Origin of the sequence: Candidatus Epulonipiscium viviparus, assembly GCF_030708075.1 — a bacterium.
GTDB classification, from domain to species: domain Bacteria; phylum Bacillota; class Clostridia; order Lachnospirales; family Cellulosilyticaceae; genus Epulonipiscioides; species Epulonipiscioides viviparus.
Window position 1 is genome coordinate 924,905 of the sequence record NZ_CP117982.1, and the last position, 13,881, is coordinate 938,785.

General features: G+C 44.0%; 19 protein-coding genes and 1 pseudogene. 13 read left to right on the plus strand and 7 right to left on the minus strand.

Annotated elements, in window-relative coordinates; all coding sequences use genetic code 11:
* Nucleotides 1–23: 23 nt before the first annotated feature.
* Nucleotides 24–599 (minus strand): hypothetical protein, encoded by a 576-nt coding sequence (locus tag PCY70_RS03585; RefSeq protein WP_305768467.1) that lies wholly within the window; start codon nt 597–599, stop codon nt 24–26.
* A gap of 10 nt (nt 600–609) precedes the next feature.
* On the opposite strand from PCY70_RS03585, the gene PCY70_RS03590 reads away from it, so the two are divergent.
* The 8 genes from PCY70_RS03590 (at nt 610) to PCY70_RS03625 (ending at nt 6,870) form a co-directional block, all read left to right on the plus strand.
* Nucleotides 610–873, plus strand: a complete 264-nt coding sequence (locus PCY70_RS03590) for a hypothetical protein (RefSeq protein ID WP_305768468.1) — start codon at nt 610–612, stop codon at nt 871–873.
* A gap of 206 nt (nt 874–1,079) precedes the next feature.
* The gene (trxA, locus tag PCY70_RS03595) at nt 1,080–1,400 is read left to right on the plus strand and encodes a thioredoxin (RefSeq protein ID WP_305768469.1); all 321 of its coding nucleotides are present in this window, start codon (nt 1,080–1,082) and stop codon (nt 1,398–1,400) included.
* A gap of 623 nt (nt 1,401–2,023) precedes the next feature.
* Complete coding sequence (locus PCY70_RS03600; RefSeq protein ID WP_305768470.1) at nt 2,024–3,130, plus strand: hypothetical protein; 1,107 nt, start codon at nt 2,024–2,026, stop codon at nt 3,128–3,130.
* A 4-nt stretch (nt 3,131–3,134) separates the two neighbouring features.
* On the plus strand, nt 3,135–3,422 hold the full coding sequence (locus PCY70_RS03605; protein ID WP_305768471.1) for a hypothetical protein: 288 nt from the start codon (nt 3,135–3,137) through the stop codon (nt 3,420–3,422).
* Between the two features lie 11 nt (nt 3,423–3,433).
* Nucleotides 3,434–3,823, plus strand: a complete 390-nt coding sequence (locus PCY70_RS03610; RefSeq protein ID WP_305768472.1) for a hypothetical protein — start codon at nt 3,434–3,436, stop codon at nt 3,821–3,823.
* A gap of 166 nt (nt 3,824–3,989) precedes the next feature.
* Nucleotides 3,990–5,600: a collagen-like domain-containing protein gene (locus PCY70_RS03615; RefSeq protein ID WP_305768473.1), complete on the plus strand. Its 1,611-nt coding sequence runs from the start codon at nt 3,990–3,992 to the stop codon at nt 5,598–5,600.
* Nucleotides 5,534–6,661 carry a collagen-like domain-containing protein gene (locus tag PCY70_RS03620; RefSeq protein ID WP_305768474.1) on the plus strand — a complete coding sequence of 376 codons (1,128 nt, stop codon included), beginning with the start codon at nt 5,534–5,536 and terminating at the stop codon, nt 6,659–6,661. The genes PCY70_RS03615 and PCY70_RS03620 overlap by 67 nt, the downstream gene beginning before the upstream one ends.
* Nucleotides 6,662–6,720: 59 nt before the next feature.
* The gene (locus PCY70_RS03625; protein ID WP_305768475.1) at nt 6,721–6,870 is read left to right on the plus strand and encodes a hypothetical protein; all 150 of its coding nucleotides are present in this window, start codon (nt 6,721–6,723) and stop codon (nt 6,868–6,870) included.
* Nucleotides 6,871–6,897: 27 nt separating this feature from the next.
* Here PCY70_RS03625 and PCY70_RS03630 read toward each other — a convergent pair whose 3' ends face one another.
* From PCY70_RS03630 to PCY70_RS03640, 3 genes are all read right to left on the minus strand, one after another.
* A complete protein-coding gene (locus PCY70_RS03630; RefSeq protein ID WP_305768476.1) occupies nt 6,898–7,041 on the minus strand; it encodes a hypothetical protein in 144 nt (47 codons plus the stop codon).
* 161 nt (nt 7,042–7,202) lie between these two features.
* Entirely contained in the window at nt 7,203–8,156 is a 954-nt protein-coding gene (locus tag PCY70_RS03635) for a hypothetical protein (protein WP_305768477.1), read from the minus strand.
* Nucleotides 8,157–8,174: 18 nt separating this feature from the next.
* Entirely contained in the window at nt 8,175–8,696 is a 522-nt protein-coding gene (locus PCY70_RS03640) for a hypothetical protein (protein WP_305768478.1), read from the minus strand.
* Between the two features lie 151 nt (nt 8,697–8,847).
* Here PCY70_RS03640 and PCY70_RS03645 point away from each other — a divergent pair, with 151 nt between their 5' ends.
* A complete protein-coding gene (locus PCY70_RS03645) occupies nt 8,848–9,441 on the plus strand; it encodes a hypothetical protein (RefSeq protein ID WP_305768479.1) in 594 nt (197 codons plus the stop codon).
* On the opposite strand, the pseudogene trpS reads toward PCY70_RS03645, so the two are convergent.
* Nucleotides 9,442–10,453: pseudogene (gene trpS / locus PCY70_RS03650) on the minus strand (tryptophan--tRNA ligase).
* An 85-nt stretch (nt 10,454–10,538) separates the two neighbouring features.
* On the opposite strand from trpS, the gene PCY70_RS03655 reads away from it, so the two are divergent.
* From PCY70_RS03655 to PCY70_RS03665, 3 genes are all read left to right on the plus strand, one after another.
* The gene (locus tag PCY70_RS03655; RefSeq protein WP_305768480.1) at nt 10,539–10,973 is read left to right on the plus strand and encodes a hypothetical protein; all 435 of its coding nucleotides are present in this window, start codon (nt 10,539–10,541) and stop codon (nt 10,971–10,973) included.
* A 132-nt stretch (nt 10,974–11,105) separates the two neighbouring features.
* Nucleotides 11,106–11,882, plus strand: coding sequence for a transporter substrate-binding domain-containing protein (locus PCY70_RS03660; RefSeq protein WP_305768481.1), 777 nt, complete (start codon nt 11,106–11,108; stop codon nt 11,880–11,882).
* A 15-nt stretch (nt 11,883–11,897) separates the two neighbouring features.
* Complete coding sequence (locus PCY70_RS03665) at nt 11,898–12,548, plus strand: amino acid ABC transporter permease (RefSeq protein ID WP_305768482.1); 651 nt, start codon at nt 11,898–11,900, stop codon at nt 12,546–12,548.
* Nucleotides 12,549–12,855: 307 nt separating this feature from the next.
* Here the strand turns inward: PCY70_RS03665 and PCY70_RS03670 are convergent, their stop codons facing one another.
* Both PCY70_RS03670 and PCY70_RS03675 read right to left on the minus strand, forming a co-directional pair.
* Nucleotides 12,856–13,074 carry a hypothetical protein gene (locus tag PCY70_RS03670; RefSeq protein ID WP_305768483.1) on the minus strand — a complete coding sequence of 73 codons (219 nt, stop codon included), beginning with the start codon at nt 13,072–13,074 and terminating at the stop codon, nt 12,856–12,858.
* The gene (locus tag PCY70_RS03675) at nt 13,055–13,180 is read right to left on the minus strand and encodes a hypothetical protein (protein ID WP_305768484.1); all 126 of its coding nucleotides are present in this window, start codon (nt 13,178–13,180) and stop codon (nt 13,055–13,057) included. The genes PCY70_RS03670 and PCY70_RS03675 overlap by 20 nt, the downstream gene beginning before the upstream one ends.
* A gap of 212 nt (nt 13,181–13,392) precedes the next feature.
* Between PCY70_RS03675 and PCY70_RS03680 the strand changes: the two genes are divergently transcribed.
* Nucleotides 13,393–13,818 (plus strand): WD40/YVTN/BNR-like repeat-containing protein, encoded by a 426-nt coding sequence (locus PCY70_RS03680; RefSeq protein WP_305768485.1) that lies wholly within the window; start codon nt 13,393–13,395, stop codon nt 13,816–13,818.
* Nucleotides 13,819–13,881: the final 63 nt, after the last annotated feature.

The following is a 13,881-nucleotide window of genomic DNA, read 5'->3' on the forward strand; positions in this document are numbered from 1 at the left end:
TCAAAGAGCAATGGAAAAATTGATCAGACAAGATGCACGAAAATATAGTCAGCAAAATGGACAAAGAACTCCGCCAACAGTACCACAAGGAGATGCTCCCTCAATGGTGAGCAAAAAATTATTATCACAGCAACAACTACAACAACAGCGAGCTCAACAACAATCTCAGATACAATCTCAACAGATGCCACAATCTCAGTCACAGGATCCGCAGATGCATCAACAATCTCAACCACAGGCTCCGCAGATGCATCAACAATTTCAGCCGCAGGCTCCGCAGATGCATCAACAATTTCAGCCACAGGCTCCGCGAATGCCTCAACAATCTCAACCACAGGCTCCGCAGATGCATCAACAATCTCAACCACAGGCTCCGCAGATGCATCAACAATCTCAACCACAGGCTCCGCAGATGCATCAACAATCTCAGCCACAGGCTCCGCAGATGCATCAACAATCTCAACCACAGGCTCCGCAGATGCATCAACAATCTCAGCCACAGGCTCCGCAGATGCCTCAACAATTTCAGCCACAGGCTCCGCAGATGCCTCAACAATCTCAGCCACAGGCTCCGCAGATGCATCAACAATCTCAACCACAGGCTCCGCGATGCCTCAACAATCTCAACCTCAGGCTCCGCGAATGCCTCAACAATTTCAGCCACAGACTCCGCAGATGCCGCAGTCAGTTAAAAGCTTCCAATCTAAAACTCCTCAGCAATGGTCCGAAAACTATCTTATACCATCGCCAGCAAATAGTACTCTTGAGTCAATGAACCATCCTGACCAGACCGAGCGCTTAGCATTTCTAACGCAGTATGATCAAAATTATCAATCTCTATATGACAACGACCCTCTGCAAAGATATAATTAAGCGATTTGGCGAATCAAAAGTTTTTTGCGCATCCTTGACAACGATAATTTTTTCGTGTACCTTAATCTAACAGCTCGATACACTCGACTGACACAAGTACGCAGCAGCCTAAACATATCTGTAAGAATATAAAAGTCAGTTTTTAAGCAAACATTTTAGGCTCCCCTGCTGGCATTATTGAAATTTCGATTTGGAGGTATAAACTTATGGCATTTGAATTTACAGTAGATAATTTTCAAGAAGAAGCATTAGACTCAGATATTCCAGTTATGGTTGATTTTTATGCAGACTGGTGCGCACCATGTAGAATGATTGCCCCAATAATCAATGAATTGGCAGAAGAATATGAAAACAAGGTAAAAATCGGAAAACTCAACATCGATGAACATAGCGAGATATCTAATCGATACGGCATAATGTCAATTCCTACAATATTGTTTATTAAAAACGGAGAAGTAATAAATAAAGTTCAAGGAGCAGTGCCAAAAACTAAATTGAACGATACAATACAAACCGTTCTTAAATAAAACTACCTACACGGCTCGGGCCGTGTTTTTTTTACATAAAATTATAACAAATAGTAGCATTTTCCACTTGTTTCCATATATTAACAGTACAAGGTAACAAATATCCTTTTTATCGACGTTACCTAGTAAAAATAGAGGAGGTTAAAAAAAAATGGAAGCAAACACAAAACTTAATTCAGCAAGTAATCAAAATATTATGGAGCCTCCCGGTCCAGCAGGGCCACAAGGTATCCAAGACGAGCAAGGTATCAAGGTATTCAAGGCGAGCAAGGTATCCAAGGTGAGCAAGGTGTCAAGGTGTGCAAGGTGAGCAAGGTGTCAAGGTGTCAAGGTGTGCAAGGTGAAGGTAAACAAGGTGAAGCAAGGTATCCAAGGTGGCAGCAAGGTATCCAAGGTGAAGGTGAGCAAGGTATCCAAGGCAAGGTGAGCAAGGTATCCAAGGTGTTCAAGGTGAGCAAGGTATCCAAGGTGTTCAAGGTGAGCAAGGTATCCAAGGTGTTCAAGGTGAGCAAGGTATCCAAGGTGTTCAAGGTGAGCAAGGTATCCAAGGTGTTCAAGGTGAGCAAGGTATCCAAGGGGAGCAAGGTGAGCAAGGTAGCCAAGGTGAGCAAGGTGAACAAGGTGTGCAAGGTGTGCAAGGTGTGCAAGGTGTGCAAGGTGTGCAAGGTGTGCAAGGTGTGCAAGGTGTGCAAGGTGTGCAAGGTGTGCAAGGTGTGCAAGGTGTGCAAGGTGTGCAAGGTGTGCAAGGTGTGCAAGGTGTGCAAGGTGTGCAAGGTGTGCAAGGTGTGCAAGGTGTGCAAGGTGTGCAAGGTGTGCAAGGTGTGCAAGGTGTGCAAGGTGTGCAAGGTGTGCAAGGTGTGCAAGGTGTGCAAGGTGTGCAAGGTGAGCAAGGTGTCCAAGGTATTCAAGGCGATCAAGGTATCCAAGGTGAGCCAGGTGAGCAAGGTATCCAAGGTGAACAAGGTATCCAAGGTATCCAAGGCGAGCAAGGCGACCAAGGCAACAAAGGCGAAAAAGGCGAAAAAGGAGAAAAAGGCGAAAAAGGAGAAAAAGGCGAAAAAGGAGAAAAAGGCGAAAAAGGCAACCAAGGCGACCAAGGCAACCAAGGTGACAAAGGCAACCAAGGTGACAAAGGCGAAAAAGGCAACCAAGGAGACAAAGGCGAAAAAGGAGAAAAAGGCGAAAAAGGAGAAAAAGGCGAAAAAGGCAACCAAGGTGACAAAGGCGAAAAAGGAGAAAAAGGCGAAAAAGGAGAAAAAGGCGAAAAAGGAGAAAAAGGCGAAAAAGGAGAAAAAGGCGAAAAAGGAGAAAAAGGCGAAAAAGGAGAAAAAGGCGAAAAAGGAGAAAAAGGCGAAAAAGGAGAAAAAGGCGAAAAAGGAGAAAAAGGCGAAAAAGGAGAAAAAGGCGAAAAAGGAGAAAAAGGCGAAAAAGGAGAAAAAGGCGAAAAAGGAGAAAAAGGCGAAAAAGGAGAAAAAGGCGAAAAAGGAGAAAAAGGCGAAAAAGGAGACAAAGGCAACCAAGGTGACAAAGGCGAAAAAGGCGACCAAGGAAACCAAGGTGACAAAGGCGAAAAAGGTGACAAAGGCAACCAAGGTGACAAAGGCGAAAAAGGTGACAAAGGCGAAAAAGGCGGCCAAGGCAACCAAGGTGACAAAGGCGAAAAAGGCGACACAGGCAACCAAGGTGACAAAGGCGAAAAAGGAGAAAAAGGCGAAACGGTGACAAGGTGACAAAGTGAAAAAGGCGACCAAGGCGAGCAAGGTCCAGAGGGTCCTAAAGGTGATCAAGGTATCGATGGCCCAGCCGGAGGTCCTCAAGGCCCAATTGGTCCGCAAGGTATTCAAGGTCCCGCTGGTAAGCAAGGTGCTAGAGGCATTCAGGGTCCCGCTGGTAAGCAAGGTGCTAGAGGCATTCAAGGTCCCGCTGGTAAGCAAGGTGCTAGAGGTATTCAAGGTCCAAAAGGTATTCAAGGTCCTAAAGGTGAGTCTGGTATTCTCAACGAATCATTACTCCTTCCTTTAATACAACGACTTGTGGCTCTAGAGCAAAATAGTCCAATTGCTCCTATGATTACCAATGTATCTGCTATTCTTGTACCTACCGAAGAAATCATTACTTCACCAACCGCTAAACTAAAAATATACGAAGGAATGCTATTGGATGACATTCTTACTTTACTCAATACCTCCGTAATATTCCAAGGCTCCCTAGAAGGCATAACCGCTGTTACTAATATAGCAAATTATATTACTGTAGATTGGAATATCTCTGGCTTAACAGATGCTGTCGCTATTGATGATGTAATTGTCGCTGAAGCCACGCTAACCGCAAATGGCAATATTCAATTATTCACACCAACTTCTTCCTCTGCAGAAGAAACAATTATCATCGTTATCAATTTTACTGTAGTAGAAAAAATATAGAAAACGATCAGCTTTTCTCCTCTGTTTTCAGGGGGGTTTTTTTATTATGTACCTTCAGATCAATCAAATTCCATATATATTTACCATATTTCGCCATGCCAAGCACACAATAATAGTCCCAAGCATAGCATGAATATAAAATATTATTAAAAAAGGAGCATATGTTATGTACTATACTTATCCAAATCCCAATATTACAAGAGAGCTATTGATACAAGCCTACCTGCAATATTATTATCAACACGGATCACTTCCTGGTGGCTTCGTTCCACCTTCAAGTATCCAGCCAGATACTTCTACAAGTACAATAATACCTCCTGGATCTACTATTGTTATACCTCCAATCGATGACGATTGCTGTAAAACTCCTGTTGGTCCACAAGGAGAGCCAGGTCTTCAGGGTCCACAAGGTCCACAGGGTCCGCAAGGTCTTCCAGGTCCAGCGGGTGCTCAAGGCATCGCAGGGGCAACAGGTCCTATGGGTCCGCAAGGCGATCAAGGTTGCCGCGGTCTCGATGGCGCTCCGGGTATTCCAGGTCCGCAAGGTCCCGATGGTGCTCCAGGTCCACAAGGTCCTATAGGTGCGACAGGTCCACAAGGTCCAGCTGGTCTCGATGGTGTTCCAGGCCCTATCGGTCCGCAAGGTCCGGCAGGTCCCGATGGTGTTCCAGGTCCACAAGGTCCTATAGGTGCGACAGGTCCACAAGGTCCAGCTGGTCTCGATGGTGTTCCAGGTCCGCAAGGTCTCGATGGTGCTCCAGGTATTCCAGGTCCGCAAGGTCCGAAAGGTGCGACAGGTCCACAAGGTCCGGCAGGTCTCGATGGTGTTCCAGGTCCACAAGGTCCGATAGGTGCAACAGGTCCGCAAGGTCCGGCAGGTCTCGATGGTATTCCAGGTCCACAAGGTCCGATAGGTGCAACAGGTCCGCAAGGTCCGCAAGGTCCGGATGGTGTTCCAGGTCCACAAGGTCCGATAGGTGCACCAGGTCCGCAAGGTCCGGCAGGTCTCGAAGGTGTTCCAGGTCCACAAGGTCCGGCTGGTCTCGATGGTGTTCCAGGTCCACAAGGTCCGATAGGTGCAACAGGTCCGCAAGGTCCGGCTGGAGTTCCAGGTCTCGATGGTATTCCGGGTCCAGCTGGTCTCGATGGTGTTCCAGGTCCACAAGGTCCGGCTGGTCCCGATGGTGTTCCAGGTCCGCAAGGTCCGAAAGGTGCGACAGGTCCACAAGGTCCGGCAGGTCTCGATGGTACTCCAGGTCCGCAAGGTCCGATAGGTGCGACAGGTCCACAAGGTCCGGCTGGTGTTCCAGGTCCACAAGGTCCGATAGGTGCGACAGGTCCTATGGGTCCGCAAGGTCCAGAAGGTGCGACAGGTCCTATGGGTCCACAAGGTCCAGCTGGTGTTCCAGGTCTCGATAATGTTCCAGGCCCTATCGGTCCGCAAGGTCCGGCAGGTGTTCCAGGTCCACAAGGTCCGATAGGTGCGACAGGTCCACAAGGTCCGGCAGGTCTCGATGGTACTCCAGGTCCGCAAGGTCCGATAGGTGCAACAGGTCCACAAGGTCCGCAAGGTCCGGATGGTGTTCCAGGTCCACAAGGTCCGATAGGTGCAACAGGTCCACAAGGTCCGCAAGGTCCAGAAGGTGCGACAGGTCCTATGGGTCCACAAGGTCCGGCTGGTGTTCCAGGGCTCGATGGTGTTCCAGTCCTATGGGTCCGCAAGGTCCGGATGGTGTTCCAGGTCTCGATGGTATTCCAGGTCCACAAGGTCCTATAGGTGCGACAGGTCCACAAGGTCCGGCTGGTGTTCCAGGTCTCGATGGTGTTCCAGGTCCTATGGGTCCGCAAGGTCCGGCTGGTGCGACAGGTCCTATAGGTCCACAAGGTCCAGCTGGTGTTCCAGGTCTCGATAATGTTCCAGGCCCTATCGGTCCGCAAGGTCCGGCTGGTGTTCCAGGTCCACAAGGTCCGGCTGGTCTTCCAGGTCCGCAAGGTCCGATAGGTGCAACAGGTCCGCAAGGTCCAGCAGGTCTCGATGGTGCTCCGGGTATTCCAGGTCCACAAGGTCCGAAAGGTGCGACAGGTCCGCAAGGTCCAGCAGGTCTCGATGGTGCTCCAGGTATTCCAGGTCCGCAAGGTCCGATAGGTGCGACAGGTCCACAAGGTCCAGCTGGTCTCGATGGTGTTCCAGGTCCACAAGGTCCGATAGGTGCAACAGGTCCACAAGGTCCGCAAGGTCCGGCTGGTCTTCCAGGTCCGCAAGGTCCGCAAGGTCCAGAAGGTCCAGAAGGCCTAGAGGGTATTCAAGGTCCTGAGGGTCCCCAAGGTATTCAAGGTATTCAAGGCATCCAAGGCCCTCAAGGTATTCAAGGTATCTCTGGAACTGATTTAGATGCAGGTTATGTAATAGATATCAACTCTATGCTTATGGATATCGCACGCCTACAAGCTGAGATTACTCTAGAATACACAATGCAGCTTTCTTTTGTTAATATTTACCTAACTAACGTAAGCAATCTTTCGAATTGTATAATTTCCACTGATCAAACGTTTGACCAAATAGTGGCTCAGCTATTTTCTTATCCTAACGTTGGCGTTGCTACTTTAAATAGGCTTTATTTGGCAAGTTTTCTAGGCATCTCAGCTTCAAAAAATTCTATCATCGGTCAACGTCTTTTAGATCTCACATTAACACCTACAGAAACCGTACCTGCTACATTAACAACAATTTGGAGAGATTATTTAACAGAAACAACAGGCACACCTCTTTCTCTAATAATGTATACTAATAATTGTGTTACGGAATTTAAAGATGTAACTATTAATTTAAAGATGTAACTATTACCGTATTATCTGATTCATTTATTCGATTTGTATACCGAGACGATGTATATATTATGTCTACACAAAAAATTCTTGCGATCAGTACTGAATATGATATTCAAATATTAACTCCCGAGGTTATTGTAGACACTCCTACAGAGACTGTTGTTATCGATGATGCTCCATCTGCAATCATTGTGTCGAGTGACACTTTTTACAGATGAATTGCTGTTGTTGTCGATGACACTTCTTCAGCCTACAGAGACTGTTGTTATCGATGATGCTCCATCTGCAGATGCCATTGTTATCGATGATGCCTCTCCATGTTCCGTTGTTTTCGACGATGCCTCTTCTGCAGATGCCATTGTTATCGATGATGCTTCTTCAGATGCCATTGTTGTCCGATGAGCTTCTTCCAGATGCCAATTGTTGTCGTTGATGCTCCATCTGCATAAATAAATTAATCTCTTATTCTCTTCAAATCCTTCTTATTCATTTGGAAGGATTTTTTTTTAGTTAACGCACTATAGCTGGAAATCCTATTTTCTTTTGAACTTTACGCAATCTCTGCAGATGCCGTTGTTATCGATGACGCTTCTTCAGATTCTGCTGTTTTCGACGACGCCTCTTCTGCAGATGCCATTGTTATCGATGATGCCTCTCCATGTTCCGTTGTTTTCGACGACGCCTCTTCTGCAGATGCCATTGTTATCGATGATGCCTCTCCATGTTCCGTTGTTTTCGACGACGCCTCTTCTGCAGATGCCATTGTTATCGATGATGCCTCTCCATGTTCCGTTGTTTTCGACGACGCCTCTTCTGCAGATGCCATTGTTGTCGATGACGCTTCTTCAGATTCTGTTGTTTTCGAAGATGCCTCTTCTGCAGATTCTGTTGTTTTCGACGATGCCTCTCCAGATGCCATTGTTATCGATGATGCCTCTCCATGTTCCGTTGTTTTCGACGACGCCTCTTCTGCAGATGCCATTGTTATCGATGATGCCTCTCCATGTTCCGTTGTTTTCGACGATGCCTCTTCTGCAAATGTCATTTTTATCGATGATGCCTCTCCAGGTTCCGTTATTTTCGACGATGCCTCTTCTACAGGTTCCATTGTTTTCGACGATGCCTCTTCTACAGGTTCTGTTGTTTTCGACGATGCCTCTTTTACAGGTTCCATTGTTTTCGACGATGCCTCTCCTGCAGATGCCATTGTTTTCGACGATGCCTCTCCTGCAGATGCCATTGTTTTCGACGATGCCTCTCCTGCAGATGCCATTGTTTTCGACGATGCCTCTCCTGCAGATGCCATTGTTTTCGACGATGCCTCTCCTGCAGATGCCATTGTTTTCGACGATGCCTCTCCTGCAGATGCCATTGTTTTCGACGATGCCTCTCCTGCAGATGCCATTGTTTTCGACGATGCCTCTCCTGCAGATGCCATTGTTTTCGACGATGCCTCTCCTGCAGATGCCATTGTTTTCGACGATGCCTCTCCTGCAGATGCCATTGTTTTCAGATTCTGTTGTTATCGATGATGCCTCTCCATGTTCCGTTGTTTTCGACGATGCCTCTCTGCAGATGCCATTGTTTTCGATGATGCCTCTCCATGTTCCGTTGTTTTCGACGATGCCTCTCTGCAGATGCCATTGTTATCGATGATGCCTCTCCATGTTCCGTTGTTTTCGACGATGCCTCTTCTGCAGATGCCATTGTTTTCGACGATGCCTCTCCAGATGCCGTTGTTTTCGACGATGCCTCTTTTACAGGTTCTGTTGTTTTCGACGATGCTCTTCAGGTGCCATTGTTGTCGATGATGCCTCTCCAGGTGCCATTGTTTTCGACGATGCCTCTCTGCAGATGCCATTGTTTTCGATGATGCCTCTCCAGATTCCGTTGTTTTCGACGATGCCTCTTCTGCAGATGCCATTGTTTTCGATGATGCCTCTCCAGATTCCGTTGTTTTCGACGATGCCTCTCTGCAGATGCTTGTTTTCGATGATGCTTCTTCAGGTTCCGTTGTTTTCGATGACGCTTCTTCCAGGTTCATTTGTTTTCGATGATGCTTCTTCAGGTGCCATTGTTTTCGATGATGCCTCTCCAGGTTCCATTGTTTTCGATGATGCCTCTCTGCAGATGCCATTGTTTTCGATGATGCTCCATCTGCAGATGCTATTGTTTTCGACGATGCCTCTCTGCAGATGTCATTGTTTTCGACGATGCCTCTTCTGCAGATTCCATTGTTTTCGACGATGCCTCTTGCAGATTCTGTTGTTTTCGAAGATGCCTCTTCTGCAGATTCTGTTGTTTTCGAAGATGCCTCTTCTGCAGATTCTGTTGTTTTCGAAGATGCCTCTTCTGCAGATTCTGTTGTTTTCGAAGATGCCTCTTCTGCAGATTCTGTTGTTTTCGACGATGCCTCTCCTGCAGATTCCTTTGTTTTCGATGATGCTTTTTCAGATTCTGTTGTTTTCGATGATGCCTCTTCTGTTCCGTTGTTTTCGATGACGCTTCTTCAGATTCTGTTGTTTTCGATGATGCTTCTTCAGATTCTGTTGTTTTCGAAGATGCCTCTTCTGCAGATGCCATTGTTTTCGACGATGCTCTCTGCAGATGCCATTGTTTCGATGATGCTCAGGCCTGTTGTTATCGATGATGCTTTTCAGATTCTGTTGTTTTCGACGACGCCTCTTCTGCAGATGCCATTGTTATCGATGATGCCTCTCCAGGTTCCGTTGTTTTCGATGATGCTTCTTCTTCAGATGCCATTTCAGGTGCTAAGGATTTTTTCTTAGTTAACGCACTATAGCTGGAAATCCTATTTTCTTTTGCACTTTACGCAACACTTTTTGTGCCTTATAATTGGCCTTTTCAGCATTGTCCTTGATTATTTGGTCGATATAACTCTTGTCCTTTTGCAATTCCTCATACTTTTGTTGTATCGGTTTCAGTATTTCTATCACTGCCTCGGCCACTGCAATCTTGAAATCTCCATAACCTTTTCCTGAAAACTCATTTTCGATTGCTTCATAATTTTTATCTGTTACAGCGCCGTAGATGCTAATGAGATTGCTTATGCCTGGTTGATTTTCAGGATCATACTTTACATGTGCCGCATTGTCCGTTACCGCTCTTTTAAATTTTTTCAAAATTTCTTCTGGCTTGTCCGTCAACAAAATAGTAGCGTTTTTATCTTCTGATGATTTGGACATTTTTTTCGATGGGTCTTGCAAATCCATTATTCTAGCACCTACTTTTCCGATATATGGCTCTGGAATTACAAAGGTGTCTCCATAAATAGAATTAAATCTCGTCGCAATATCTCGAGTCAACTCCAGATGCTGTTTCTGATCATTTCCTATAGGCACCAAATCACTATTATATAGCAAAATGTCTGCTGCCATCAGCGCGGGGTAGGTATATAGACCGGCATTTATATTATCTGCATGTTTTTTAGACTTATCCTTAAATTGAGTCATCCTATTTAGCTCTCCCATATAGGTAAAACAATTTAAAATCCATCCAAGCTCCGCGTGTCCACTAACATGCGACTGATAATATATTATATTTTGTGTTGGGTCAAGCCCTGCCGCAATATACTGTATAAGGAGGTTGCGAGCATTTTTTCTAAGCTCTGCAGGATTTTGTCTTACTGTTATCGCATGCATATCAACAATACAGTACAAGCAATCATAGTTATTTTGCAATGTGGTCCAGTGTGGTCCAGTTTTTCAATGCTCCCAAATAATTTCCCAAAGTTAATGCCCCTGTTGGTTGCATTCCGCTAAAAATTGTTTTTCTTTCCATTTGTGTCACCTCAATAGTTTTTCTTGTATAATAGCAAAAAAAAATTTTTAAATCAAGTATCTCCATGAAAGGGATGGTGATTGTAATGGATCCATTATCTATTGCTATAATTATTTTTTGTATTTTCGAAGGTTTAAACATTATTATTTTATATTTCTATCCTCACGCCAATGTTGGAAATGGACTAGGAGTTTTTCAAGATTTCGATGATGCCCAAGAATCCGAATCTTCAAATCTTTTTATTAGCTATCTTATAAATTGGGTTGCCGGTGTCAAGCTCATCTTTGTACTTCTCTTAGTTGCTATTTTAATTGCAGGCACCGAGGCCACCAAGGTGTGGGCCATAATAACAATGATTATCTCCGTTTCAACCTACTTTTGGAAGCTCCATCCTATTATAGCAAAGCTTGATGCTATGGGTAAAATTACACCCGCGGGATATTCAAAAGTTTTACGCAGCACTATTGTGATATTTTTAACTATATTTATTCTCGCATTAATCATACACTTCTTTTTATAAATGTTTTCTAATAATCTATTTATTACATTTTCAGATGCTTCTTGTATATTGACATTTTTTGGATACCGTAGTATCATTCTTTAGTACAATAAAGCCCGATACCTTATTAATTTAAAATTGGAGGTTTATTTCATGAAATTAGCAAAAACATTATTAACAATCGGCACTATAATCTTATTTACTGGCTGCTCAGATAATTCTAGCAATACGTTTACAGTTGGCTTTGATGCATCATACCCTCCTTATGGATACATGAGCGATTCTGGTGAATACATCGGATTTGACTTGGATCTTGCCACTATCGTTTGCGAAAACTTAGGGTACGAATTGATCAAGCAACCTATAGACTGGTCTTCTAAAGATATGGAATTAAACAGCGGAAACATCGATTGTATTTGGAACGGCTTTTCTATCACACCAGACCGTCTAGATCAGTATGCATGGTCCGCGGCATATGTAGATAATCTCCAAGTTATTGTTGTCCCAGCAGATAGCGATATTGAAACTCTTGCCGACCTCAAAGACAAGCATGTTGTCGTTCAATCTGCATCGGCAGCTTCTGAAGCATTAAATAGCGACAAGCTTGCATATCTTACAGACACATTTGCAGATCTAAGCGAAAATCCCGATTATAATACAGCATTTATGAATCTAGATGCCGGCGCAGCCGATGCAATAGCAATTGATATCGGGGTTGCGACCTATCAGCTAGATAACAGAACAAACAAGTACAGAATTTTAGATGAGCCTTTTGAAAGTGAAAAATATGGCATAGGATTTAGAATTGACGATACAGAATTACGAGACGCAGTAGACGCAGAACTTTTAAAATTGGTGGAAAATGGTACATACTATGAGCTTGGTGAAAAATACGGCATTGATAAAAACATGCTATGCTTAGGAAAATAAATAGGGAGGGTTACCATGAGTATTTCAGTTATGATTAGTCAGCTTTTATCTGGAATGGCAGTGTCAATTCAAATATTCTTTGCAACATTGCTCTTTGCGATGCCGCTCGGATTAGTTATTTATTTTGGTCGGGTCTCTAGCAATCCGATCATCCAGTCTATCACAAGATTATATATATCTTTAATGCGAGGCACCCCCTTAGTTTTACAATTACTTGTAATATACTTTGGTCCATATTATCTGTTTGGCATCAGCATTTCGCCTTCATATAAAATGGTTGCAGTCATCATTGGTTTTTCGATCAACTACGCTGCCTACTTTGCAGAGATTTATCGCGGCGGCATTGCCTCAATCGATAAGGGACAGTATGAAGCTGCAATGGCCCTTGGATACAATAAATGGCAAACCTTTTTTCTGATAATTTTACCTCAAGTGTTCAAGGTTATATTGCCTTCTATCACCAACGAGGTCATCACCTTAATCAAAGATACCACGCTTGCATTTGTTTTGGCTGTTGCAGAAATTTTCACCATTGCAAAGCAAATTGCCAGTGCCCAAACCACAATGTTACCTTTCGTTATAGCAGGGATATTCTACTTCGTCTTCAATTTTATAGTGCAAACTTTTATGGAAAAACTCGAGATGCGTCTCAGCTACTACGATTAAAATAAAAGACCCCTTTCATATTTCTGAAGGGGGTCTAATTTTCACTCTGTATCCTTTGCTTATGATTTCAATTTTTTACATAAAATATATCCGTCATCAACAATAATTATTGCATCAATTTTCATGTCTCACGTGGTACATGCTCATACGCCCTATGCCATATCCATCAAGGGTTTGCGCGATTAAATACCCATAATTTTCCTCTGTTGTTTTCTCAATTTTAGCTGATACTACTTTCGCCATTTTGGCTGTTGTTTTTTAATTATTTGTTAACGCTTTTATTTTCTGTGATATACACTTATACTTTTCACTCGGTATCGATCCCTCCAATAACGGATCCGCTGTTTCTGCCATCCATTTTGCTAACTGAGTTTCCACTCCCTTTAGTATATCTTATTTGATGTATCACTCGCTCATTATTATTTTTCTTAAACCATGGTTCGTGCGTATCTCCTGTTGCTACTGCAATGAAAAACGGCTGAATTTTTCCCAAATCTTCATTATCATTAATCGATACTCTTAGCATAGACTTCGTTGCGCCCCTCACCCTTTTCACCTACAAATTTAATCTTCTCCGTAACCTCACCTTCTTCAGGCTTCTTTGCCTCATGCACTCCAAAACACCATTCCATTTTGATGCGGTGGGTGCCCTATAAATATCGCAGCTCTGGCCGGATCACAAAGTAGCATTACACAAAAGCCATTTGTAAATGCAGTCTACTCTTTTGCCAGCCTTTCAAAATTTTCATTTTAACTGTGCTTATTCCACAGGGCGAAAAAACCCTTCCTATTACATGTAGTTAACACGATCTATTTCGTTGTCGGCGAAGCTGCTGCATGGGAGTTGGCAACAGATATCGATTACAAAAATACAATCCCTCAACCCACTTCTGCAATAGCATTTAGCCCCGCAAATCCCGAAGTCATGTATGCTATGGGAGATCGCTTGGCTCACGCCGGAGATTTTATGAAATCAGAAGATGCCGGCGCTACTTGGGAGAAAATCTTTGAGATGCCATTTGTCGTGGAAGTTGCCACAGATCCTAAAAACGAAGATAGAATGTTAGTCAGCGTCGGGGCTGCCAAAATTTTAGATGGTTTAAATTGTGGACTTTACTATTCTGAGGATGCGGGAAAAACCTTTGAGAAAGTAAACACCGGAATAGGGCCTTCTAGTAAAATAAGCCACATATGCTTTGACCCCATTGAAGAAGATACATTATGGGCTGCTTCTTGCGCGACAGGATTTTTCAAGGATACGATCCACTAATTTGGAATTTTGGTAAAATTAGCCAATAGGGTATCTGCTAATTTTATCGCAACAAAAAAGCCG